General features: G+C 72.3%; 18 protein-coding genes and 1 pseudogene. 14 read left to right on the top strand and 5 right to left on the bottom strand.

Features of this window, described 5'->3' with window-relative positions:
• Positions 1–455: 455 nt before the first annotated feature.
• From RBJ77_RS09865 to adhE, 12 genes are all read left to right on the top strand, one after another.
• The gene (locus RBJ77_RS09865; RefSeq protein WP_255971371.1) at positions 456–1,304 is read left to right on the top strand and encodes an amino acid ABC transporter permease; all 849 of its coding nucleotides are present in this window, start codon (positions 456–458) and stop codon (positions 1,302–1,304) included.
• Positions 1,301–3,082, top strand: a complete 1,782-nt coding sequence (locus RBJ77_RS09860) for an FAD/NAD(P)-binding protein (protein ID WP_372344608.1) — start codon at positions 1,301–1,303, stop codon at positions 3,080–3,082. The genes RBJ77_RS09865 and RBJ77_RS09860 overlap by 4 nt, the downstream gene beginning before the upstream one ends.
• A 33-nt stretch (positions 3,083–3,115) precedes the next feature.
• Positions 3,116–4,003 carry an amino acid ABC transporter permease gene (locus RBJ77_RS09855; protein ID WP_372344607.1) on the top strand — a complete coding sequence of 296 codons (888 nt, stop codon included), beginning with the start codon at positions 3,116–3,118 and terminating at the stop codon, positions 4,001–4,003.
• Positions 4,000–4,767, top strand: coding sequence for an amino acid ABC transporter ATP-binding protein (locus tag RBJ77_RS09850; RefSeq protein ID WP_305127655.1), 768 nt, complete (start codon positions 4,000–4,002; stop codon positions 4,765–4,767). Before RBJ77_RS09855 ends, RBJ77_RS09850 begins: the two co-directional genes overlap by 4 nt.
• Before the next feature lie 73 nt (positions 4,768–4,840).
• On the top strand, positions 4,841–5,815 hold the full coding sequence (locus tag RBJ77_RS09845; RefSeq protein ID WP_372344606.1) for an ABC transporter substrate-binding protein: 975 nt from the start codon (positions 4,841–4,843) through the stop codon (positions 5,813–5,815).
• A 61-nt stretch (positions 5,816–5,876) separates the two neighbouring features.
• Positions 5,877–6,956, top strand: a complete 1,080-nt coding sequence (locus RBJ77_RS09840; protein WP_372344605.1) for an LLM class flavin-dependent oxidoreductase — start codon at positions 5,877–5,879, stop codon at positions 6,954–6,956.
• The gene (locus RBJ77_RS09835) at positions 6,953–8,257 is read left to right on the top strand and encodes an LLM class flavin-dependent oxidoreductase (protein WP_372344604.1); all 1,305 of its coding nucleotides are present in this window, start codon (positions 6,953–6,955) and stop codon (positions 8,255–8,257) included. The genes RBJ77_RS09840 and RBJ77_RS09835 overlap by 4 nt, the downstream gene beginning before the upstream one ends.
• Positions 8,254–9,003: a DUF1684 domain-containing protein gene (locus RBJ77_RS09830; RefSeq protein ID WP_372344603.1), complete on the top strand. Its 750-nt coding sequence runs from the start codon at positions 8,254–8,256 to the stop codon at positions 9,001–9,003. The genes RBJ77_RS09835 and RBJ77_RS09830 overlap by 4 nt, the downstream gene beginning before the upstream one ends.
• A gap of 273 nt (positions 9,004–9,276) precedes the next feature.
• Positions 9,277–10,182 (top strand): S1 family peptidase, encoded by a 906-nt coding sequence (locus RBJ77_RS09825; protein WP_372344602.1) that lies wholly within the window; start codon positions 9,277–9,279, stop codon positions 10,180–10,182.
• 173 nt (positions 10,183–10,355) lie between these two features.
• A complete protein-coding gene (locus RBJ77_RS09820; RefSeq protein WP_372344601.1) occupies positions 10,356–11,225 on the top strand; it encodes a slipin family protein in 870 nt (289 codons plus the stop codon).
• 363 nt (positions 11,226–11,588) lie between these two features.
• Positions 11,589–12,671 carry a S1 family peptidase gene (locus RBJ77_RS09815; RefSeq protein WP_372344600.1) on the top strand — a complete coding sequence of 361 codons (1,083 nt, stop codon included), beginning with the start codon at positions 11,589–11,591 and terminating at the stop codon, positions 12,669–12,671.
• Between the two features lie 268 nt (positions 12,672–12,939).
• A complete protein-coding gene (gene adhE, locus RBJ77_RS09810; RefSeq protein WP_372344624.1) occupies positions 12,940–15,540 on the top strand; it encodes a bifunctional acetaldehyde-CoA/alcohol dehydrogenase in 2,601 nt (866 codons plus the stop codon).
• A gap of 4 nt (positions 15,541–15,544) precedes the next feature.
• Here adhE and RBJ77_RS09805 read toward each other — a convergent pair whose 3' ends face one another.
• The 3 genes from RBJ77_RS09805 to RBJ77_RS09795 all read right to left on the bottom strand — a co-directional run bounded on the left by RBJ77_RS09805 (position 15,545) and on the right by RBJ77_RS09795 (position 18,450).
• Positions 15,545–16,693, bottom strand: coding sequence for an AAA family ATPase (locus RBJ77_RS09805; protein ID WP_372344599.1), 1,149 nt, complete (start codon positions 16,691–16,693; stop codon positions 15,545–15,547).
• On the bottom strand, positions 16,690–17,343 hold the full coding sequence (locus RBJ77_RS09800) for an acetate uptake transporter (RefSeq protein ID WP_372344598.1): 654 nt from the start codon (positions 17,341–17,343) through the stop codon (positions 16,690–16,692). Before RBJ77_RS09800 ends, RBJ77_RS09805 begins: the two co-directional genes overlap by 4 nt.
• An 81-nt stretch (positions 17,344–17,424) precedes the next feature.
• Positions 17,425–18,450, bottom strand: coding sequence for a DUF3533 domain-containing protein (locus tag RBJ77_RS09795; RefSeq protein ID WP_372344597.1), 1,026 nt, complete (start codon positions 18,448–18,450; stop codon positions 17,425–17,427).
• Positions 18,451–18,638: 188 nt separating this feature from the next.
• On the opposite strand from RBJ77_RS09795, the gene RBJ77_RS09790 reads away from it, so the two are divergent.
• Together RBJ77_RS09790 and RBJ77_RS09785 are read left to right on the top strand one after the other, a co-directional pair.
• Positions 18,639–22,097: a DNA polymerase III subunit alpha gene (locus tag RBJ77_RS09790; protein ID WP_372344596.1), complete on the top strand. Its 3,459-nt coding sequence runs from the start codon at positions 18,639–18,641 to the stop codon at positions 22,095–22,097.
• Complete coding sequence (locus tag RBJ77_RS09785) at positions 22,094–23,086, top strand: ImpB/MucB/SamB family protein (protein ID WP_372344595.1); 993 nt, start codon at positions 22,094–22,096, stop codon at positions 23,084–23,086. Before RBJ77_RS09790 ends, RBJ77_RS09785 begins: the two co-directional genes overlap by 4 nt.
• Here RBJ77_RS09785 and RBJ77_RS09780 read toward each other — a convergent pair.
• Positions 23,028–23,966 (bottom strand): annotated as a pseudogene (locus RBJ77_RS09780) (DMT family transporter); the annotation flags it as partial. The gene RBJ77_RS09785 and the pseudogene RBJ77_RS09780 sit on opposite strands and share 59 nt — an antisense overlap.
• Positions 23,963–24,568 carry a TetR/AcrR family transcriptional regulator gene (locus tag RBJ77_RS09775; RefSeq protein WP_372344594.1) on the bottom strand — a complete coding sequence of 202 codons (606 nt, stop codon included), beginning with the start codon at positions 24,566–24,568 and terminating at the stop codon, positions 23,963–23,965. The gene RBJ77_RS09775 and the pseudogene RBJ77_RS09780, both read right to left, overlap by 4 nt.
• Positions 24,569–24,622: the final 54 nt, after the last annotated feature.

The following is a 24,622-nucleotide window of genomic DNA, read 5'->3' as shown; positions in this document are numbered from 1 at the left end:
GCGAGCACACGGCAGGCCGGAGCATGGAGAGGGAGCACGGCGAGGGGAGGGTGCAGCAGGGTGAAGGCGCGGGAGGGTACGCGGACGGGCGCGTACCGGGACGCGTGAAGGAGAGCGGCGAGGCTCAGGCAGAGTCAGACGGAAGTCAGACAGGAATCAGGCAGAAAGGGGACGCGCTCAGAGGCGTCGGAAGGGCATCAACAAGACGCGGACCACACTCGACCGAAGTCGATGTGGGAGCGCGTGACCAGCCACTGCTGCGGATGCATGGGAGCAAGTGGAACAGGCATCCGGTTCCGCGTCAACTCACTTGAGACGCCCGGCTCATAGTGTGGACAGCCTTGACAGCGGACGTGAACAGCCCCTTACTCTCGGTGCGGTACCGCTGCTGAGGGGCTCCGGTACCAGGTGTGAAGGCAAGACCGTGCCGCCCGTCCGGCACCCGGAGCCTTCCCATGTCCTCAGACACCCTGTCCAAGGCCGCCGCGCCGGCGCCGCCCGCGGCCGCCGACGTGCCGCGCATCGTCCCGCAGCGCCGCACCGGCCAGTGGATCGCCGCCGCCGTCGTCCTCGCCCTGCTCGGCCTCGCCGTGAACTCGGTGCTGCGCAACGACGCCTTCCAGTGGGACGTCGTCGCCGAGTACTTCACCACGTCGTCCGTACTGCGCGGGCTCGGCCTCACGCTGTGGCTGACCGCCCTCGTCATGGCGCTCGGCTTCGCCCTCGGCACGCTGCTCGCCGTCATGCGGCTGTCCGCCAACCCCGTTCTCCAAGCCGTGAGTTGGGGCTACGTGTGGCTGTTCCGGTCGATGCCGATCCTGGTGCAGCTGCTGTTCTGGTTCAACATCGGCGCCCTGTACCCGCAGATCCTCGGCGTGAAGACCGTCGACCTGTTCGGGCCCGTCACCGTCGCCATCATCGGGCTCACCCTGCACGAGGCCGCGTACGCCGCCGAGGTCGTGCGCGGCGGCATCCTCTCCGTCGACCGCGGCCAGATCGAGGCCGCCCAGGCGCTCGGGCTCGGCCGCCACCGGCGCTGGCGGAAGATCGTCCTGCCGCAGGCCATGCGCGCGATCGTGCCGCCGGCCGGCAACATGCTGATCGGCACCCTCAAGGGCACCTCCATCGTCAGCGTGATCGCCGTGCAGGACCTGCTGTACTCCGTGCAGCTCGTGTACCACCGCACGTACCAGGTCATCCCGCTGTTGCTCGTCGCCACGATCTGGTACGTCGTCGTCACCTCGCTGCTCAGCGTCGGCCAGCACTACGTCGAGCGCCACTACGCGCGGGGGACCGGCCGATGAGCGGCGTGCGGCAGTCCCTCGTCATCGTCGGCGCCGGGCCGCGGGGGACCGGCGTCCTGGAGCGGATCGCCGCCAACAGCCCCGACGGGTCCGGTGAGTTGGCGCTCGACGTGCATCTCGTCGATCCGTTCCCGCCCGGCGGCGGGCGGATCTGGCGGCAGGAGCAGTCACCCCTGCTGTGGATGAACTCGCAGGCCCAGGACGTCACCATGTTCACCGACGACACCGTGCAGCTCGACGGCCCCGTGCTGCCCGGGCCCGCCCTGCACGAATGGGCCGGCATCGACGGGCGCGTCTTCGCCGACCGGCGCAGCCAGGGCGACTACCTGCGCTGGGTGTACGAGAAGGCCGTCGCCGGCCTGCCCGCCGGGGTCGTCGTCCACCACCACGCACGGCGCGCGCTGCGCCTGTCCGGGTCGCGCGGCGGACGCCAACAGGTGTGGCTGGAGGGCCGGCCGCGGCCCCTGCTCGCCGACGCCGTCGTGCTCACCCAGGGCCACCTCGACGCCGAACTCGACGACGAACAAGAGGAGTTGGCCGCGTACGCCGAGCGGCACGGGCTCGTCCACCTCCCGCCGGACTTCACCGCCGACAGCGACCTGAGCGCGCTCGCCCCCGGCCAGGACGTGCTCGTCCGCGGCTTCGGACTCGCCTTCGTCGACCTGATGGTGCTGCTCACGGAAGGGCGCGGCGGGCGCTACGAAGGCGACCGGTACCTCCCCTCGGGACGCGAACCCGTCCTGCACGTGGGATCGCGCCGGGGTGTCCCGTACCGCTCCAAGATCGGCTACGACTGGGACGCCGCGGCGGGGGAGCGGCCGCCGCTGCCGCGCTTCCTCGGACCCGCGCAGATCGACGAACTCCTCGCCAGGGACGACGGGTTCGACTTCCACCGCGACGTGTGGCCGCTCATCGACAAGGAGCTCGGCTTCGCCCACTACCACCGGCTGTTCACCGCGCACCCGGAGCGGACCCGCGTCGCCTGGGACGTCTTCGAGGCGAAGTACGCCGCCGCGGCCCCGCTCGGCGCCGAACTGCGGGCGCTCGTCGCCGCCGCCGTCCCCGACCCCGCCGACCGGCTCGACCTGACCGCCCTCGACCACCCCCTGGACGGCGTGCGGCACGCCTCGTACGAGGAACTCCAGGAAGGGCTGCGCGGCCACATCACCGCCGACCTGGAGCGCCGCCACGACCCGGAGCACAGCCCCGACCTCGCCGTCTTCCTCGGTCTGCTCTCCGTGTACGGGCAGGTCGTGCGGCTCGGCGACATCGGCGCCTGGTGGCACGGCTTCTTCAGCTACCTCGCCTCCGGGCCGCCCGGACCCCGGCTGCGCCAACTGCTCGCCCTGTCCCGGGCGGGCGTGGTCAGGTTCGTCGGCGCCGACCTGCGGATCACCGCCGAGGACGGCGTCTTCCGGGCCACCGCCGCCACGGTCCCCGGCCTGCGCATCGACGCCCGCGCGCTCGTCGAGGCCCGGCTCCCGCAGCCCACCCTCGCCCGCACCCGGGACCGGCTGCTGCGCGAACTCCACGACGAGGGCGCCGCCTCGACCCCGGCCGGACTCCTCGCCGTCGACCCCGCCGACGGCCGGATCCTGTACCGCGACGGCAGCGCCCACCCGCGCCGCTTCGCCCTGGGCCCGCACACCGACGCGCGCGGCGCCGGTGCCTTCACCCGGCCCCGTACGAACAGCCCGTCGTTCCGGCAGAACGACGCCACCGCCCGCGCGGTCCTCACCCTCCTGCGCGACCTGTCCTGTCGCGCCACCGCCGCCTGAGCGTTCCCCGCCCGCACCTTCCCGAGGACCCCCATGTCTCTGACCACCGATCCACCCCGCGGCAAGACCGCCGAGGCGCCACCCGCCGACGACTACGCGCAGCTCAAGGTCGTCCCCGTACGCCATCCCTGGCGCTGGGCCGCGATCGTCGCGACCGCCGTGCTCGTCGCCCAGCTCGCCCACGGCCTGGCCACCAACTCCGGCTGGGAATGGGACGTGTTCGCGGAGTTCTTCACCGCGGACGTCGTCCTCAAGGCCGTCTGGACGACGCTCCAGCTCACCTTCTACGGCACCGCCCTCGGCTTCGCGCTCGGCATCGTCCTCGCCTTCATGCGGCTGTCGCAGAGCCGGTTCCTGCGGACCGTGGCGTTCGGCTACATCTGGGCGTTCCGCTCGATCCCGCTGATCGTGCAGCTGCTGTTCTGGTTCAACCTCGCCTACCTGTACAAGGAGCTGCAGTTCGGGATCCCCTTCGGGCCCGGGTTCTTCTCCTTCGACACGATGGGCCTGGTCGGTGCGATGAGCGCCGCCGTCCTCGGACTCGCCCTGCACCAGGCCGCGTACGCCGCCGAGATCGTCCGCGCCGGCGTACTCGCCGTCGACAGCGGCCAGTTGGAGGCGGCGGCCGCCCTCGGCATCCCGCGCCTGCGGCAGATCCGGCGCATCGTCCTGCCGCAGGCGATGCGCTCGATCCTGCCGAACGCCGCCAACGAGGTCATCTCCCTCTTCAAGGGCACCTCGATCGTCTCCGTCATGGCGATCGGCGAGCTCTTCTACCAGGTGCAGGTCATCTACGGCCGCAACGGCCGCGTGGTGCCCCTGCTGATGGTCGCCACCGCCTGGTACATCCTCCTGACCAGCGCGCTCTCCGTACTCCAGCACTACGTCGAGCGCCACTTCGCGAAAGGTGCCACCCGATGAGCGCGTCCGCCATGGTGGAAGTGAAGTCCGTCCGCAAGAGCTTCGGACCGCTGGAGGTGCTGCGGGGCATCGACCTCGACGTGCAGGCGGGCGAGGTGACCGTCGTCCTCGGCCCGTCCGGCTCCGGCAAGTCGACGCTGCTGCGCACCATCAACCACCTGGAGAAGGTCGACAGCGGCTGGATCAGCGTCGACGGATCCCTGGTCGGCTACCGCCGTTCCGGGGACAAGCTGTACGAGCTGCGCGAGCGCGAGGTGCTCAGGCAGCGCACCCAGATCGGCTTCGTCTTCCAGAACTTCAACCTCTTCCCGCACCTGACGGTCCTGGAGAACGTCACCGAGGCGCCGCTCTCCGCACTCAAGCGGCCCCGTGACCAGGTGGCGGCGACCGCCCGCCGCCTCCTGGACCGGGTCGGGCTCGCCGACAAGGCCGACGCCTACCCCAAGCAGCTCTCCGGCGGCCAGCAGCAGCGCGTCGCCATCGCCCGGGCCCTCGCCCTGGAACCCAAGCTGCTGCTGTTCGACGAGCCGACCTCCGCGCTCGACCCCGAACTGGTCGGCGAGGTCCTCGACGTCATCAAGGACCTGGCCCACCAGGGCACCACGATGATCGTCGTCACGCACGAGATCGGCTTCGCCCGCGAGGTCGCCGACACCGTCGTGTTCATGGACGAGGGCCGCATCGTCGAACGCGGCACCCCCGCCGAGGTCCTGGACGCACCGCGCGAGGAACGCACCAGAGCGTTCCTGTCCAAGGTCCTCTGACGCTCTCACCACCTCTCAGCCCTCACCCCGCACGCCTCACCACCTGCCACCCACGCACTCCAGGAGTACGCCCATGCTGTCCCGCCGCACCCTCGCCGCCTCCGTCGCCGCGCTCGCCGTGGCCCCGCTGCTCGCCGCCTGCGGAGGTGACAGCGACGCCGCCACGACCACCGGCAGGGCGGGCGGCACGAAGAAGGTCGGCCACATCAACATCGGCCCCGACCAGAACCGCGTCCGCGGCCAGAAGGTCGACGAGATCGCGGCCCTGCTGCCGGCCTCCGTCCGCAAGCGCGGCACGCTGCGCCTCGGCGGCAGCGCGGACGCCTCGCCACCGCTCGGCTTCTTCGCGACCGACGACAAGACCAGGATCGGCTCCGAACTCGACATCGCCACCCTGGTCGCCGACACCCTCGGCCTCAAGATCCAGCAGGAGCTGGTGAGTTGGGAGAACCTCTTCGTCGGCCTCGACAGCGGCAAGTTCGACGCGGTGTTCTCCAACGTGACGGTGACCGAGGAGCGCAAGGAGAAGTACGACTTCGCCACCTACCGCCTCGACGACATCGCCTTCGAGGCGAAGAAGGGCGCCGACTGGCGGGTCAAGGGGCCGAAGGACGTCGCGGGCCGGACCATCGCCGTCTCCTCCGGCACCAACCAGGAGAAGATCCTCGTCGACTGGAGCAAGCAGGACGAGAAGGCCGGTCTGAAGCCCGTCACCATCAAGTACTTCCAGAAGGACACGGACTACTACCTCGCCCTCCAGTCCGGGCGCATCGACGCCTACCTCGGCCCGAACCCGTCCGCCGCCTACCACGTCGCGGCCGCCGGACAGTCGCAGATCATCGGCACCATCTCGGGCGGCGGGGACGACGTGCAGGGCAAGATCGCGGCCACCACCAAGAAGGACAGCGGCCTCGTCGACGCGTACGCCGCCGCCCTGAACCACGTCATCGAGGACGGGTCGTACGGGCGGGTCCTGAAGCGCTGGGGCCTGTCGAGCGAGGCCGTGCCGAAGTCCGAGATCAACCCCGAGGGCCTGCCGAAGCCCTGACCGTCCGCCCGCGGCGCGGGACGTCAGTCCCGTGCCCGATCCGCCGAAAGGTTCTCCACCCATGACCAGCCAACCCGGCCGGGGCCTGCTGCACCTCGCCGCGGCCGTCGACCTCGCCGGCACCCACGCCGCCGAGCCCTACCTCCGGCTCGTCCGCCTCGCGGAGCACGGGGCGCTCGACTTCGTCACGCTGCACGACACCTTCGCCGCGGCGGGCCCCGACAGCCTCTCCGTGCTGTCCAGGATCGCCCCGGCCACCTCCCGCATCGGCCTGGTGCCGACCGTCACCACCACCCACACCGAGCCCTTCCACGTGCAGGCCGCCGTCGCCACCCTCGACTGGGTGAGCCGGGGGCGGGCCGGCTGGCGGCCCGACGTCTCGCCCGGCGCCGACGAAGCCGCCCTGGTCGGCCGCCGGCAGCCGCCCGCACCGGCCGACCTGTGGCACGAGGCCGGTGAAGTCGCCGACGTGGCACGGAAGTTGTGGGACAGCTGGGAGGACGACGCCGAGATCAGGGACGTCGCCACCGGCCGGTTCGTCGACCGCGACAAGCTGCACCACGTCGACTTCGAGGGACGCACGTTCTCGGTGCGCGGCCCCTCCATCGTGCCGCGGCCGCCGCAGGGCAACCCCGTCGTCGTGGTGGACGCCACCCGGCCCTACGCCTATGACGTCGCGGCCCGGCACGCCGACGTCGCCCTCGTCGGCATCGCGGACCCCGGCCAACTGGCCACCGTCCGAAGCGGGTTGCGGCGCCGCGCCGCCGAGCACGGCCGCGACCCCGACGAGCTCCGGGTGCTCGCCGCCCTCCGGATCGACCTCGGCGGCGGCGAGCGGACCGCCCGCCCCGGCCACGGCGGCGGGCCGCTGCCCACGGAGGAGGGGCCGCTGTACCGCGGCGGGCCCGTCGACCTCGCCGACCTGATCACCGACTGGCACCGCCGGGGCGCCGCCGACGGCTTCCACCTGACCCCGCTCGACCCGCGCCGCGACCTGGAGCGCCTGGTCAACGGGACCGTGCCGCTGCTCCAGCACCGCGCCCTGTTCCGCACGTTCTACCCGGGCAGCACCCTCAGGGAGCACCTGGGCCTTGCCCGGCCCGCCAACCAGTTCGCGGCCCTCGCGCAGGAGTCGTCATGACCTCAACCCACCGCAACCACAAGGCCGTTCACCTGGCCGCCCACTTCCCGGGCGTCAACAACACCACCGTCTGGGCCGACCCCCGGTCCGGCTCGCAGATCGACTTCGCGTCCTTCGAGCACCTCGCCCGCACCGCGGAACGCGGCCTCTTCGACTTCTTCTTCCTCGCCGAAGGGCTCCGCCTGCGCGAGCACAAGGGACGCGTCCACGACCTGGACGTCGTCGGCCGCCCGGAGTCCCTCACCGTCCTCAACGCCCTGGCCGCCGTCACCGAGAAGCTGGGGCTCGCCGCCACCGTCAACGCCACCTTCAACGAGCCCTACGAGACCGCCCGCCGCTTCGCCTCCCTCGACCACCTCAGCGGCGGCCGGGCCGCCTGGAACGTGGTGACCTCGTCCGACGCCTTCACCGGCGAGAACTTCCGGCGCGGCGGCTATCTCGACCGTGCCGACCGCTACACCCGGGCCGCCGAATTCGTCGACGTGGCACGCCGGTTGTGGGACGCAGGGACCGGGCGTCCGGTCCGCCACCACGGGCGGCACTTCTCCATCGAGGGCGACGCCGGGGTGCCGACCCCGCCCCAGGGCCACCCCGTCGTCATCCAGGCCGGGGACTCCGCCGAGGGCCGCGAGTTCGCCGCGTCCGCCGCCGACGTCATCTTCACCCGGCACGGCACCCTGGAGGCCGGACGCGCCTTCTACGCCGACGTGAAGGGACGGCTCGCCGCGCACGGGCGGGAGCCGGACGACCTGCTGATCATGCCGGGCGTGACGTTCGTGCTCGGCGACACCGACGCCGAGGCGCAGGAGAAGGCCGCCGGGATCCGCCGGCAGCAGGTCTCCCCGCAGAACGCGATCCTCACCCTGGAGCAGGTGTGGGGCGCGGACCTGTCCTCCTACGACCCCGACGGGCCGCTCCCCGACATCGACCCGGTGCCCGACACCGGCCTCTCCCAGGGCCGCACCCACCGGGGCGACGTGTTCGCGCTGGCCGAGAAGTGGCGGGAGCTGTCCCGGGCCAAGGGCCTGTCGATCCGGCAGACGGTCATCGAGACGACCAGCCGCCAGTCGTTCATCGGCACGGCCCGCACGGTCGCCGCCGAGATGGACGCGTTCGTGCAGGGCGACGCCGCCGACGGCTTCATCCTCGTACCGCACCTGACCCCCGGGGGCCTCGACGACTTCGTCGACCAGGTCGTGCCGCTGCTCCAGGAGCGGGGCGTGTTCCGCACGGAATACGAAGGCGACACCCTCCGCTCCCATCTGGGCCTCCGTACGCCGGAAAGGACGCTCACCGCATGACCGACGCCGCAGACCTCTGGAAGCAGTGGCACGAGGACCGGACCGCCGCCGTCTCCGCCCCGCACGGGGTGCTCTCGCTGACCGGCACCCACTGGCTCGACGACCATCCGGAGGGCCGACTTCCGGCCATCCCCGGGCAGTGGCGCGCCGACGGCGACGCGGTGGTGCACACCCTGGACGGCCAGGACACCCGGCTCGAAGCCGACGCGGGCCTCACGATCGGCGCGCGCCGGCTCGTCGTCATCCGGCGCGAAGGACTCTGGGCCGTGCGCGACTTCGACCCCGCCGCGCCCGCCCGCACCGCGTTCCTGGCGTCCGCCGGCATCGACGCCACCCCGTACGACCCGCGCTGGGCGGTCGAGGGCCGCTTCACGCCGTACGCCGACGCGCGCGAGGTCCGGGTCGAGAACGCCGACGGGAAGGAGCGCGGTCTCGGGCTCGCCGGGGAGCTGACCTTCCCGCTCGGCGGACAGCGGCACACCCTCGCGGTGGCGCGGCTGGGCGACGGCCGGCTGTGGGCCGTCTTCGCCGACGCGACCAGCGGCGACACCAGTTACCGGTTCCGCTTCCTGTACCCGGACGCGCCGGACGAGGACGGCCGCACCACCGTCGACCTGAACCACGCGGTCCTGCCCAACTGCGCCTTCGCCGACCACTTCATCTGCCCCTTCCCGCCCCCGGGCAACACGCTCCCCGTGGGCGTCGAGGCGGGGGAGCGGAACCTCGCGGCGCCCTCATCCGTCTGACGGACGGAGCACGGACAGCGACGGCCCCGGCGGCGTGGCACTGCGTACGGAACGTACGAGTGAAGCCGTCGGGGCACGCCGTCGTGTATGCGGAGAACCGGCGGAAGTCTGAAAGGCACCCTTGTGCCGAGTAGTTGAGACCCCGAATACTCCCGAGCAGCGCTTGTCAGGGCCACGGCGTGTCCGGAATCCGGACCACGGCCGGTGTCCTGGCTGCGCCTCACGGGCCCCGACCCCACGCGGGCCCCCGACTTCCCTCGGGAGGAACGACCAGTGAGGATCAAGCGCACCACCCCCCGCAGTGGCATAGCGAGACGGACCCGGCTGATCGCCGCGGGTTCCGGCTTCCTTGCCGCGGCCGCGTTCGCCGTCCCCTCCGCCCATGCGGCCGAGGCACCCCAGGCCTTCAGCGCCGCCGAACTCACGCAGACCAGTGACGCGGTGCGCGGCGCCGACGTCGCCGGGACCGCATGGGCCGTCGACGCCAAGACCAAGCAGGTCGTCGTCACCGTCGACAGCACGGTCTCGCAGGCCGAGATCAACCAGATCAAGAAGGAGGCCGGCGACACCGCGGGCGCCCTCAAGATCGAACGCACGGCCGGCACGTTCAAGAAGCTGATCTCCGGCGGCGACGCCATCTATGCGAGTAGCTGGCGCTGCTCGCTCGGCTTCAACGTGCAGGACAGCAGCGGGAACTACTACTTCCTGACCGCCGGTCACTGCACCGACGGCGCGGGCACCTGGTGGTCCAACTCCGGGCACTCCACGACGCTCGGCTCCACCGCGGGATCCAGCTTCCCCGGCAACGACTACGGCATCGTGCGCTACACCAACAGCTCGGTGACCAAGTCCGGCACCGTGGGCAGCGTGGACATCACGAAGGCGGCCACGCCGTCCGTCGGCACCACCGTCACCCGGCGCGGCTCCACCACCGGCATCCACAGCGGCCGGGTCACCGCCCTCAACGCCACCGTGAACTACGGCGGCGGCGACATCGTCTCCGGCCTCATCCAGACCACGGTCTGCGCCGAGCCCGGCGACTCCGGCGGCCCGCTGTACGGCGGCAGCACCGCCTACGGCCTCACCTCCGGCGGCAGCGGCAACTGCTCCTCCGGCGGCACGACCTTCTTCCAGCCGGTCACCGAGGCGCTCAGCGCGTACGGGGTGCACGTCTACTGACCCCGGATTCCCTGAACCACCGAGCACGTTCCGTACGTCTTTGAACCGCAGCCAGCAGTAGGAGTCCCGTCCGGTCGTTCGTACCGGGCGGGACTCTCCCTTTGTGCCCCTTACAGAGTTACCGTCGAAGTACGCGCCTGTTGCGCCCACTTCGGACCCTGGGGGGCCGTGAGATGGTCGAGGAACTGGTGGCGGCGGGAGTGGCCGTCGTCTGCGCCGGAGCGGTCTACGGAATGGCGGCCGCCCGCGTCGTCAAACAGTACGAGCGCGGGGTGGTGTTCCGGCTCGGCCGGCTCAACTCGTCCGTCCGCGGGCCGGGGCTCACCATGATCGTGCCGGGGGTCGACCGGCTCCGCAAGGTGAACATGCAGATCGTGACGATGCCGGTGCCCGCGCAGGAGGGGATCACGCGGGACAACGTCACGGTGCGGGTGGACGCGGTCGTCTACTTCAAGGTGGTCGATCCGGCGAACGCGGTGATCCAGGTCGAGGACTACCGGTTCGCGGTCTCGCAGATGGCGCAGACGTCGCTGCGCTCCATCATCGGCAAGAGCGATCTCGACGACCTGCTGTCCAACCGGGAGAAGCTCAATCAGGGTCTGGAGCTGATGATCGACAGTCCGGCCGTGGGCTGGGGCGTGCAGATCGACCGGGTGGAGATCAAGGACGTCTCCCTGCCGGAGACGATGAAGCGGTCGATGGCGCGGCAGGCGGAGGCGGACCGGGAGCGGCGGGCGCGGGTGATCAACGCGGACGCGGAGCTGCAGGCGTCGAAGAAGCTGGCCGAGGCGGCCGGGGTGATGTCGGAGCAGCCGGCCGCGCTGCAACTGCGGCTGCTGCAGACCGTGGTGGCGGTCGCCGCCGAGAAGAACTCGACGCTGGTGCTGCCGTTCCCCGTGGAGCTGCTGCGCTTCCTGGAGCGGACCACGCCGGGGGAGGCGGGGCGCGCCGCGCAGGCGGTGGTGCACCAGCTCTCCGAGCTGGGGCCGGAGGCGCCGGCGGCGGCACCGGAGCCGGGGTCGACCAACGGGTCCGCGCCGTAGGAAGTTCCCTCGTACGCCGGGTGCGGGACCTTCCGTGGTTGTGCGCGCACCGCGGCGGAGCCGCTGATCGACACGGCCCCGCGCCCCTGGCAGGGCGCTTCTTTCCGGCGGCGATATTGAGACAGGACTAGTCCTCACCCCCCGCTGTCCCGCCTGCGCTCTGGGTGTTTGCAATGGGGATCGACGTGCGGCGGCGCCGGGGTACTCAAGGGGGTTGGGGCGTACGGGAGTTGGCGTACGCGCGTCCTGAAGTCGACCTTGTGTGCCCCCTGTGACGGTCGGGATAGTGGGCGCGTCAGCCTCACGGAACGGGTTCACCCCCCACATCGGGCCCGTTCCCCACCCCCCACAGGAGGACGTGAGTTGAAGCACCGACGCATACCCAAGCGGCGTGTCGCCGTGGCCGGAGCGGGAATCGCCGCACTGGTCGCCGCGGGCATCACCTTCCAGACTGCGAACGCCAGCACCGACGCCCCCGACGTGGCCGTGAAGACGCTGTCCGTCGCGAAGGCCGGAAACCTCGCCTCGTCCCTGCACGCGGACCTGGGCGCCGACGCGGCGGGCAGCTACTACGACGCCAAGGCCAGGAACCTCGTCGTCAACGTGCTGAACGAGGACGCCGCGAAGGCGGTCGAGGCGGCCGGCGCCAGGGCCAGAGTCGTCCAGAACTCGCTCGCCGCGCTGAAGAGCGCCCGGACGACGCTGAAGAGCGACGCCACCATCCCCGGTACCTCCTGGGCCACCGACCCCGCCACCAACAAGGTGGTCGTCACCGCCGACCGCACGGTCGACGGGGCCTCCTGGGACAAGCTGAGCAAGGTCGTCGACGGGCTCGGCGCCAAGGCCGAACTCAAGCGCACCCAGGGCGAGTTCAAGACCTTCGTCGCGGGCGGCGACGCCATCACCGGCGGCGGCGGCCGGTGCTCCCTCGGCTTCAACGTGGTCAAGGACGGCCAGCCGTACTTCATCACGGCGGGCCACTGCACCGAGGCGATCACCACCTGGTCGGACTCCAGCGGCCAGGAGATCGGCACGAACGAGCAGTCCAGCTTCCCGGACAACGACTTCGGTCTCGTGAAGTACACCGCGGACGTCGACCACCCCAGCGAGGTGAACCTCTACAACGGGTCCGCGCAGGCGATCACCCAGGCCGGTGACGCGACCGTCGGCATGCAGGTCACCCGCTCCGGCTCCACCACCCAGGTGCACGACGGCACGGTGACGGGACTCGACGCCACCGTGAACTACGGCAACGGCGACATCGTCAACGGCCTCATCCAGACCGACGTCTGCGCCGAGCCCGGTGACAGCGGCGGTTCCCTGTTCTCCGGCGACACGGCGATCGGCCTCACCTCCGGCGGCAGCGGCGACTGCACCTCCGGCGGGGAGACGTTCTTCCAGCCGGTGACCGAGGCGCTCTCCGCCACGGGGGCGCAAATCGGCTGACCCGCACTTCTGCCCCGCCTCGGATTACCTGGGGCGGGGCTTTTTCGGCAATGCTTGTGAAAACGTTCACAAGCGCGCAAGGGTCCTAAGTCCTCACGCGTCACCACAGGTCAGATACGCCCCTGCAAGGAATCGGCCAGCCGGAGAAGTGCTTTGGGCCTGAGGGTAGAGGTCTTTTTCCGCCCCGTGAGCGGAGCGGAAAGGTGTGGAATTGGAACATCAGCGAAAAGGGTGCAAAAAAGAGGAGCCTGCCGTGGAGACCCAGGGAATGGTCGACGAACTGGTCGAGGGGGCGCTCGCCGCGCTCGGGCGGTTCAAGACGTACGACCAGGAGCAGGTGGACCACATCGTCAAGAAGGCGTCGCTCGCGGCGCTCGCCCACCACGGGGACCTGGCGAAGGCCGCCGTCGAGGAGACCGGGCGCGGACTGTTCGAGGACAAGGCGGTCAAGAACCTCTTCGCGTGCGAGCACGTCGTCAACTCGATGCGCGGCCTGAAGACCGCGGGCGTCGTCTCCCGCGACGAGATCAACGGCATCACCGAGATCGCCGAGCCGGTCGGCGTCATCTGCGCGATGACCCCCGTCACCAACCCCACCTCGACGACGGTCTTCAAGGCGCTGATCGCCCTGAAGACCCGCAACCCGATCGTCTTCGCCTTCCACCCCAGCGCGCAGCGCTGCTCCGCCGAGGCCGCCCGCATCGTGCGCGACGCCGCGATCGAGGCCGGGGCCCCCGAGCACTGCGTGCAGTGGATCGAGCAGCCCTCGATGGAGGCGACCGGTCTCCTCATGAACCACGAGGGCGTCTCCACGATCCTCGCCACCGGCGGGAACGCCATGGTCAAGGCCGCCTACTCGTGCGGCAAGCCCGCGCTCGGCGTGGGCGCGGGCAACGTCCCCGCGTACGTCGCCAAGGACGCCAAGCTGGGCCGCGCCATCCACGACATCGTGCTGTCCAAGGCCTTCGACAACGGCATGATCTGCGCCTCCGAACAGGCCGTGATCCTCGACCGGGAGATCTACGAGGAGGGCGTCGCCGAGTTCCAGCGGCTCGGCGCGCACGTCCTGACCGCCGCCGAGAAGACCAAGGTCGAGGAGTTCGTCTTCGGCACCACCGCGTACGGCACCGACTGCGCGGGCGCCAAGCTGAACGCCGCCGTCGTCGGCAGGCCGGCCGCGTGGATCGCCGAGCAGGCCGGCTTCGAGGTCCCCGCCGGCACCTCGATCCTCGTCGCGGAGTGCGCCGAGGTCGGCCCCGCCGAGCCGCTCACCCGCGAGAAGCTGTCCCCGGTGCTCGCCGCCCTGAAGGCGGACGACACCGAGCACGGACTGCAACTCGCCGCGCAGATGGTCGAGTTCAACGGACTCGGGCACTCCGCCGCCATCCACACCGAGGACGAGGCGCTCGCCGAGGAGTTCGGCCGCCGGGTCAAGGCGGTCCGCGTCATCGTCAACTCGCCCTCCACCTTCGGCGGTATCGGCGACGTCTACAACGCCTTCCTCCCCTCGCTGACCCTGGGCTGCGGCTCCTACGGACACAACTCGGTGTCCAACAACGTCTCGGCGGTCAACCTCGTCAACATCAAGCGGATCGGGCGGCGCAACACCAACATGCAGTGGTACAAGATCCCGCCGAAGATCTACTTCGAGCGCAACGCCGTGAAGTACCTCGGCGAGATGGACGGCGTCAGCCGCGTCACCGTCGTCACGGACCGGACGATGGGCGACATCGGCTTCGTGCGGCGGATCACCGACATCCTCGACTCCCGCCGGGAGCCGGTCACCGTGCAGGTCATCGACAACGTCGAGCCGAACCCGGAGCTGGCCACCGTGCAGGCGGGCGCGGCGGCGATGCGGGAGTTCCGGCCGGACACGATCATCGCGCTCGGCGGCGGCTCGCCGATGGACGCCGCGAAGATCATGTGGCTGATGTACGAGCACCCGGAGATCGAGTTCGCGGACACGAAGGAGAAGTTCTTCGACATCCGCAAGCGGGCCTACACGTTCCCGCAGCTGGGCGAGAAGGCGAAGCTCGTGGCGATCCCGACCACGTCGGGCACGGGCTCGGAGGTCACCCCCTTCGCGGTCATCTCGGACCCGGCCGCCGCCCAGAAGTACCCCCTCGCCGACTACGCGCTCACCCCGAACGTCGCGATCGTCGACCCGATGCTCCCGATGAACCTGCCGCCGACCGTCACGGCGGACTCCGGCTTCGACGCGCTGACCCACGCCACCGAGGCGTACGTCTCCGTCTACGCGAACGACTTCACCGACGGCCAGTGCCTCCAGGCCATCAAGCTCGTCTTCGAGAACCTGGAGGCGTGCGTGACGCAGGGCGCGAAGAACCCCGAGGCGCGCGAGAAGATGCACAACGCGTCGACGATCGCGGGCATGGCCTTCGCCAACGCCTTCCTCGGCCTCGTCCACGCGATGGCGCACACGCTCGGCAACACCTTCCACGTCGCGCACGGCCGCACGAACGCGCTGCTGCTGCCGCACGTCATCCGGCACAACGGCACCGTCTCGTACAAGGCCACCCCGTGGCCGAAGGCCGAGACGTACCGGGCGCCCGAGCGGCTCCAGGACATCGCGAAGATGCTGGGCCTGCCGGCGGCCACCCCCGAGGAGGGCGTGGAGTCGTACGCGAAGGCGGTCGAGGAACTGCGCGAGCGGTGCGGCATCCCGGCCTCCTTCCAGGCCGAGGGCGTCGACGAGACGGCCTTCATGGAGGCCCTGCCGCAGCAGGCGATGAACGCCTACGCCGACCAGTGCGCGCCCGCCAACCCGCGGATGCCGATGATCGACGACATGCAGCGGCTGATGCGGCAGGCGTACTACGGCGACGCCGCCGGGACTCCCGCCGCGTAGCGGGTCACCGCTTCGGCCAGTGCCAGAGCGGCTCGTCCAGCAGCCCCTCGCGCCCCGCCACCGTCGTCCGGCCGGACTCCTTGACCAGTTCGATGGAGTTCGGGTCGGCGCGGTGGCGGGGCGCGCCGCGTGCGAGGGCGTCCGCGAGCGGGCGGGCGTGGGTGACCACGACGACCTGGGACTCCTCGGCCGCGGCGAGGATCAAGTGGGCGAGCGGGTCGAGGAGTTCGGGGTGCAGGCTGGTCTCGGGCTCGTTGAGGACCATCAGGGACGGCGGCCGCGGGGTGAGCAGGGCGGCCGTCCAGAGCAGGTAGCGCAGGGTGCCGTCGGAGAGTTCGGCCGGGCCGAGCGGACGCCTGAGGCCGCGCTGGGTGAGCCGGATCTCGAACCGGCCGCCGCTGTCGGCGACGCGGACCCGGCTGCCGGGGAAGGCGTCCGCCACGGCCTCGTCCAGCGCCTCGTGGTCGCCGGTCTCCCGGATCGTCTGCAGCGCGGCCGCCAGATCGGCGCCGTCGGGGGAGAGGACGGGGGTGCGGGTGCCGATCCGGGTGGCCCGGGCCGGGGCCCCGGCGTCGGTGCGCACGTGGTCGTAGAACCGCCAGGAGCGGATGAGTTCGCGCAGCCGCAGCAGATCAGGGGCGAGCCCGGGGTCGGCGAACTCGCTGAGCATGCTGTCGTACGGGCGCAGGCCCTGGGCGCGGTGCCAGCCGCCGTCGGCGGTGCGGGTGCGCACGGCGGGGCCCGCCCGGTCGCAGAGCAGGGCGGCCGGGCGCAGCACCGGGCCCGCCCAGGTGGCCTCGCGCTTGATCTCCGGGTCGAGCTGGAAGAGGGAGCCGCCGCCGTCCGGGCCGGCGCCGCTCGACCCGGGGAGGCCGAAGTCGACCGCGTAGCCGAACTCGTCGCCCGCGAAGCCGAGTCGGAGGCCGACCGGGCCGGTGTCGCGCTCGCCCGCCCACAGCACGGACGGCAGGCCGCCCTCCTGCGCGAGCGCCGCGACGGCGCCGCCGCGGGCCGCGGCGGCGAGCAGCCGCAGCGAGCGGTAGAGGCTGGACTTGCCCGTGCCGTTCGCGCCGGTGATCACGTTCAGGCGGTCCAGCGGGACGATCAGCCGGCGCAGGGAGCGGTAGTTCTCGACGGCGAGGGTGGTGATCACGACTCGGCGGGCTCCGGCGGCGCGAGGAAGCGGCCCATCGGCAGCACCGGGCGGCCCCACGTCGACGCCATCACCTGGCCGGCCAGCAGATAGAGCGCCCCGGCCGTCGCGCCGAGACCGAACCAGCCGGCGACCCGGTTCCAGCCGACCAGGCCCGTGAAGCCGTTGCAGGTCATCGCGACGAAGACGACCAGGACGCAGCTGAAGGTCAGCAGCAGGACCAGGTGGATGCGCCAGCTCGCCAGCCACAGGACGAAGACGACGAACACCCAGGGCAGCGTGAACAGCCCCATCGCGTCGCCGCGCAGCGACGGGTCGAGGGAGGGGAGCACCCACAGCAGCATGAGCGCCTTCGCCATCCAGAACAGGCCGAAGCCGCCGAACACCGTGGCGTGCCAGGTGTCGCCCCGCTGGGCCTGGAAGAGGCCCGCGAGGAGCTGGGCGAGGCCGCCGATGAAGAAGCCGACCACGGGGACGTCCGCTGCCGCCAGCCTCTCCGGGAACACGCCCGCGTCGATGCCCGTGGCGATCATCGTGACGACGATGAAGCCCGTGAGGCCGAGGGGGCCCAGCTGGGCCTGGGCCGTCGGTTCCATGCGCTTGACCGAGACGGCCTGGGCGGCCGGGCCCGAGCGGTGGGGGAGGTTCAACGGGACGCCCTCTCGTCTGCCGTGTGTCTGCCGTGTGCGTGTGCGGGTGGTCGTCGGGTGCTCGCGCCGTTCCCCGCGCCCCTAGAGGGGTGCTTCGGCCGCGTTGCGCTTCTTCTCGCGCAGGCTCGACACCAGCAGCGTCACCGCCACGCCCACCACCGCCCACGCCGACAGCACCAGCAGGGACCGGGTGACGTCGTTGCCCTTGAAGTAGGCGATGGAGCGGGCCACCCAGGTGCCGGCGCCCGGCGGGAGCCAGGGGCCGATCGCCTGCCAGAACGGGGGCAGCATCGGGAGCGGGAAGGCGCCGCCGGCGCTCGGGTTGCCCGCGACGACGATCAGCAGCACGGCCAGGCCGATGCCGACGATGCCGGTGAGTTCCTCCAGGGCCAGGGTGATCGCGCCGACCGCGAAGGTGACCAGGGCGCCGAGGCCGGTCAGCGCCCAGAAGGAGCCGGGCAGGGCGCCCAGGATCGAGTCGCCGATGATGAGCGCGCCGCCGAGGCCGCCCGCGATCGAGACGAGGGCCATGGTGCCGAGCCGGATCGCCGCGCGCTGCGGGCTCGCGGGCTTGGACCCGGCGCTGATCGACATGATCGAGGCGCACAGGTAGCCGCCGACGCACCAGCCGACCACGAGGTAGAAGGACGAGAGGCCGTCGAAGTCCTGGGACGAGGCCGGGGCCACGTCGACGGTCCTCACCGTGCGCTTCTGGACGCCGTCGACCTCGGTGGCGATGGTCTCCAGGGCGGTCGCGAGGACGGTGCCGCCGCCGGACGCGACGAGCAGGGTGTCCTTGGTGCCGCGCGGGTCGACGACCAGGGCGCCGTCGATGTCCCGGTTCAGGATCTGCTGCCGCGCCGTGCGCTCGTCGGCGACCGTGCGCGCGTCGACCGGGGAGCTGGGCAGTCCGTTCAGCTGCTGGGTGGTCTGCTGCGCCAGCGCGGGCACCGGCGCGACCACGCCGAACGGCACGTCCTTCGGCTTCGGGTTGTGCAGCGCGCCCACGTACGAGGCGATGAACAGCAACTGGAGCGCGAGCACCCCGATGACGAGCAGGGCGGCGCGCGGCGTGACGGCGTTGTTGAACTCGTCGGCGAACTTCATGACCCCACGGTCCGGTGGGGCCCGCCTTCGTGCAGGTGGGGTGAGCCGAACGGGTGTCGCACAGAAAATCGCCCATGCGTTCGAACATAAGTCGCCACCTCGGGGTTCCTGGGGTTAGAGTTATCGAACGAGCGTGCGATTGATCTCGGACGGATGGAACAAAGGGGGCGGTGCAGTGGAGGTGCGTCATGACGGGTTTTGCGCACCTCCATGTCGCTTCCGGCTACTCGGCCCGCTACGGCGCCGCCCATCCCGAGCACCTGGTGCGGCGGGCCGCCGAGCGCGGTCTGCCGGCGCTCGCGCTCACCGACCGGGACACGGTCACCGGGGCCGTCCGGTTCGCGCGGGCCTGTGCCGAGCGGGGGGTCAGGCCGGTCTTCGGCGTCGACCTCGCCGTGGAGGCGCTGGCCCCGCCGCCGCCCGCACAGCGTCGCCGCACCCCGGCGCGCGGCGGGGCGCACGTGGCCGAGCCGCCGCTGCGGTTCGTGCTGCTGGCGCAGGACCGGGCCGGATGGGCTCGGCTGTGCCGCATCACGTCGGCCGCCCATGCCCGGGAGGCCTCTTCGGGCGGGGCGCCGGTGGTGCCGTGGGAGGCGCTGCGGGAGTTCGGCGGGCCCGGTCTGACGGTGCTGCTCGGCCCGCTCTCGGAACCGGTGCGGGCGCTGGCCGCCGGGCGGGAGGACGTCGCGATGAAGCTGCTGGCTCCCTGGCTGGAGGTCTTCGGCGGGGGAGTGCGGCTGGAAGTCGTCGCGCAGAAACGTTTTAGCACCGGTCCCGGCTCCCTGCGGCTGGCCGCCCGCACCCTGGCCCTGGCCGACCGCACCGGCACCACCGCGGTGCTCTCCAACGCCGTCCGCTACGCCGATCCGGAGCAGCACCGCCTCGCCGACGTACTGGACGCCGCACGGCTGCTGCGGCCCATCGACCGGCGCCGGCTGGACAGCGGTCAGCGCTGGCTCAAGGACACGGCGGGGATGGCGCGCGTCGCGGACATGATCGCCGAGTGCGCGGGGGCGGGACCCCGGCGGGCCCGGCAGCTGCTGGCGGACACCGCCGCCACGGCCGCCGCCTGCACCGTCGACCCGCGGGCCGACCTCGGCCTGGGCGTGCACCACCTGCCGGAGCCGGAACTGTTCGGTGCCGCCCCCGGTCCGCGGGGTGCGGCGCTGCTGCTGCGCCGGCAGTCCGAGGACGGCCTGGCGCGGCGCGGCCTCGACCGGGACGCGGCGGCCGTGGCCCGCCTCGACGAAGAGCTCGCCGTGATCTCCGAGCTCGGGTACGACGCGTACTTCCTCGCCGTCGGCCAGGTCGTGGCCGACATCCGCGCGAAGGGCATCCGGGTCGCCGCCCGCGGCTCGGGCGCCGGCTCGCTGGTCTGCCACGCGCTGGACATCGCCACCGCCAACCCGCTCGAACACCGGCTGCTGTTCGAACGCTTCCTGAGCGTGCGCCGCGGCACGCTGCCGGACATCGACATCGACGTGGAGTCGGCCCGGCGCCTGGAGTGCTACGACGTGATCTTCGAACGGTTCGGGAAGGAGCGGGTGGCGGTCACCGCGATGCCGGAGACCTATCGCGCGCGCCGGGCCCTGCGGGACACCGGTCTCGCCCTGGGCATCGCGCCCGCGGAGGTCGACCGGATCGCGAAGAGCTTTCCGCACCTGCGGGCCTGCGACATCACCGGCGCCCTCGCCGAACTGCCCGAACTGCGCCGACTGGCCGCCGAGGCGGGCCGGTTCGGACCGCTGTGGGAGCTCGCCGAAGGACTCGACTCCCTGGTCCACGGCATGGCCATGCACCCCTGCGGCGTGGTCATCAGCGACGCCGGACTGCTGGACCGGCTGCCCGTGCAGCCGACCCCGCAGGGCGACTACCCCATGGCCATGGCCGCGAAGGAGGAGATCGAGGCGCTGGGCAACATCAAGCTGGACGTCCTGGGCGTCCGGATGCAGTCCGCGATGGCCCACGCCGTCACGGAGATCGAACGGGCCACCGACCGGCGCATCGACCTGGACGACCAGCGGCAGGTGCCGCTCGACGACGTCTTCGCGTTCAAGCTCATCCAGGAGAGCCGGACACTCGGGCTGTTCCAGCTGGAGTCGCCGGGCCAGCAGGACCTCCTGTCGCGCCTGCAGCCCCGTGATCCGCAGGACGTCATCGCGGACATCAGCCTGTTCCGGCCGGGCCCGGTCGCCGGCGGGATGCCCGAGCGGTACATCGCCGCCCGGCACGGCGGCACGCCCGCGTACGCCCACCCGGACCTGGAGCCGGTGCTCGCCGACACCTACGGCGTGACCATCTGGCACGAGCAGATCATCGAGACGCTGTCGACGCTGACCGGGTGCGACCGCGCGATGGGCGAGATCGCCCGCCGGGCGCTCGGCGACAAGGACCGGCTGCCCCGGATCAGGGACTGGTTCCACCGCACGGCGCGGCAGCGCGGGTACGGCGCCGAGGTGCGGGACGAGATCTGGGGGACCGTCGAGGCGTTCGGCGCCTACGGGTTCTGCCGCGCGCATGCGGTCGCCTTCGCCGTGCCCGCCCTGCAGAGCGCCTGGCTGAAGGCGCACTATCCGGCGTTCCTGCTGGCGGGGCTGCTCGAACACGACCCCGGCATGTGGCCCAAGCGGGTCCTGGTCGCGGACGCGCGCCGGGGCGGGGTGCCGATCCTGCCGGTCGACGTCAACCGGTCCCGGGTGCGGTACGTCGTGGAACGCGCCGCCGAGTCCGGGCAGTGGGGCGTCCGGCTGGCGCTGTCCGAGGTCCGTGGGATCAGCGAGGCGGAGGCCGCCCGGATCGAGGAGGGGCAGCCGTACGGCTCGCTGTCGGACTTCTGGCAGCGGGCCCACCCCGGCAGGCCGGTCGCCGAACGCCTCGCGGAGATCGGCGCGCTGGGCTCCCTGCACGACGGCCGGCTCACCCGGCGCGACCTGCTGCTGCAACTCGCCGAGCTGCACCGGGCCTCGCGCACCCGGTCCGCGGGGGAGGGGCAGCTCCCGCTGTCCGCGGGCCCGGTCGGCGGTCAGGAGCCCAGCGGTCTGCCGGAGATGACCTCGCGCGAGACCATGAGCGCCGAGCTGAACACCATCGGGATCGACGTCTCCCGGCATCTGATGGAGCATCACCACCGGCTGCTGCGCGAGGTCGGCGCGACCGACGCCGCGCACCTCGCGGGGCTGCGCGCGGGACAGCAGGTCCTCGTCGCCGGGGTCCGGGCCTCCACCCAGACCCCGCCGATCGCCAGCGGCAAGCGGGTCATCTTCGTCACGCTGGAGGACGGGTCCGGCATGGTCGACCTGGCCTTCTTCGAGGACTCCCACCCGGCCTGCGCGCACACCGTCTTCCACAGCGGACTGCTCCTGGTGCGCGGCACGGTGCAGGTGCGCGGCACGCGCCGCACCGTCGTCGGCACCATGGCCTGGGACCTGGACGAGATCGCCGCCACGCGCCGGGACGACGGCCCCGAGGCGGCACTCGCGCTGCTCGGCGCCGACCACCCGCACCCGACCCCGGCCCAGCCGCGCCGCGTGCTGGCCAACGGCACCACGGGCGCCCGGCTGCACCCGTACGCCGATCTCCAGCCGGCGGGCAGCCGCTCGGCCGACCTCAAGAAGTTCGGCCACACCAGCCCGGGGAGCGCCGGATGACCACACGACCGCGGCACATCGCCCACCTGCACCTGCATGCGCGGCTGACCGGGGAGCAGTACGGCCAAGTAATCGAACTGATGTCTGGTATAACTCCGCACATCCAGGCCGTACCGCCCGACGCCCTGCAGTTGGATCTGACGTCGGCGCTCCGCTACTTCGACCAGTCGCCCTACGAGGTGGTCCAGATGGCGATGATGCGGCTCTCGGCGCTCTACGGCATCCGCAGCAGCGCCGGTCTCGCCGCCAACCGGATGCTCGCCGCCATGGCCGCCGACGTGTCCGCACCGGGAGCCACCACCTGGGTCCGCGCCGGCGAGGCCGCCCAGTGGCTCCGTTCCCGCCCGGTCACCGCGCTGCCCGGCGTCGGCCGGGCCACGGCCACGACGCTCGGCAGGTTCGGCCTGCACACCGTCGGACAGCTCGCGGACCTGCCCCCGGCCACCCTGCAGCGCCTGCTCGGCACCGCCCAGGCCCGGCTGCTGGCCGACCGCGCCCGCGGCCACGACCCCCGCCCGGTCGTCCCCGCGGAACCCGCCGAGCGGCTGAGCGCCGACCTCGTCCTGGACCGCGACTGCCTCGACCCGGACCAGCAGCACCGCGCCGTCCTCGGCCTCGCCGACCGGCTCGGCCAGCGGCTGCGCGGCAGCGGCCAGGTCGCCCGGCGGCTCACCCTCACGGTCGGCTACGCCGACCGCTCCTCCACCACGCGTACGCGCCCGCTGCCCGAACACACCAGCCACTCACCGGCGTTGGCCGCCACGACCCTCGCCCTGCTGGCCGGCCTCGGGCTCCAGCGGGCCCGGGTGCGCACCTTCACCGTCCGGGCCGACGACCTCCGGCCGGCCGACTCGGCGCACCGTCAGCTCTCGCTGGATCCCGGCGACGCCCGGGCCCGAGCCGTCGAAGCGGCTGCCGACCGGGCCCGCCGGCGCTTCGGGACGGACGCGGTGCGCCCGGCCGCGCTCGCGGAGCCGCCGGCGCGGTGAGGACGGCCAGACAGGCGACGACGAGCGCGATGCCGAACCAGCCGACGACGGGCAGCCGCTCCCCGACGACCAGCACGGCGAGGACGGCCGCCACGGCGGGTTCCAGCAGGGACAGCGTGGTCGCGGTGCTGGCCGGGACGTGGGCGAGGCCCCAGCCGAACAGCACGTAGCCGAGGAACATCGGGACGAGCGCCATGTACGCGCCGACGGCCGCGTTCGACCAGGAGGCCACGAGCGGGGCGCCGGTGACCAGCAGGACGGGGACGAGCAGCAGCCCGCCGAGGCCGAAGACCGCACCCATCGCCGCCCGGGACGGGATGCCGCGGGTGATCAGCCGGTGGGCCGCCCACGCGTACAGGGCGTAGGTGATGGCGGCGACCAGCCCGAGCACCACGCCGAGCAGGGTGGCGCCCACGGACCGGCCGGCCGCACCGCCGGAGGCGTGCGCGGCCTCGGCGACGCACAGCAGGACGGTGCCCGCCAGGCCCAGGGCGGCGCCGACGCGCCAGCGGCGGGTCAGCCGGCGCCGGTCCGCGATCCGCTCGATCACGGCCGAGGCCAGCGGGGCGGTGCCGATCGACACGACGGTGCCGACGGCGACCCCGGCCAGCCGCATCGAGCTGTAGAACGCCAGCGGGTAGAGCGCCACCGAGATCCCGCCGAGCAGCACCGTGCCGCGCTCCGTGCGCAGCCGGGGAGCGAGGCGGGCGATCCGGGACGCGGAGACCAGGGCCTGGAGCAGCCCGCCCACCCCCATGGCGACGGCCCCGACGGCGAGCGGCCCCACCGCGGGGGCCAGCGTCGCCGCCGTGCCGGTCGTGCCCCACAGCACGGACGCCGCGAGCACGCACAGGGCGCCACGCCCCGCGGACCCGTTCACAGGCGGTCCAGCAGCGCGACGGCCAGCGAACGGGCGTGCCGCAGCCGGGTGTCGCCGCCCTCCAGGCCGGCCCGGGCCATCGCGCCCTCCAGCAGGAACGCCAGGTGCTCCGCCGTCCCGCGGACGTCGTCGGGGCGGCCGGGCAGCAGCTCCTCCAGGTGTCCCGCGATGAGGAGTTCGACCTCCTCCTTGTGGCTGCGCACCACGGCCCGGCCCTCGTCCCCGGCCGGCAGCTCGGCCGCCGCGTTGAGCAGGCCGCACCCGCGGAACCCGTTCTCGTAGGCGAACGCGGCGTGGTCGGCGTAGGCGTCGAAGACCGCCAGGACCCCGTCGCGCGGACCCCGGGCCCGCTCCAGGCGCGACCGGTACAGGCCGAGCCACTCCTCGTGCCGGGCGTCCAGGTAGGCCCGGACGAGCTCGGCCTTGGAGGCGAAGTTGTTGTACAGGCTCATCTTCGCCACGCCGGCCTCGTCGGTGATCGCGTCGATGCCGGTGGCGGCCACGCCGTCGGCGTAGAAGCGGCGGGCCGCGGCCGCGAGCAGCCGCTCCCGTGCGGGCCGTCGGCGCGCGGGCCCGGCCGGACTCACACCCGTCTCTGTCATCGGACATCCCCGGAACTAGGTAGGTCGGTCTACCTAATATAGCGTTCCCGGAGA

It is taken from the genome of Streptomyces sp. KL116D, assembly GCF_030766975.1.
In the GTDB taxonomy this organism is placed as follows: Bacteria; Actinomycetota; Actinomycetes; order Streptomycetales; family Streptomycetaceae; genus Streptomyces; species Streptomyces longispororuber_A.
This window is presented reverse-complemented; position numbering and strand designations above follow the sequence as displayed.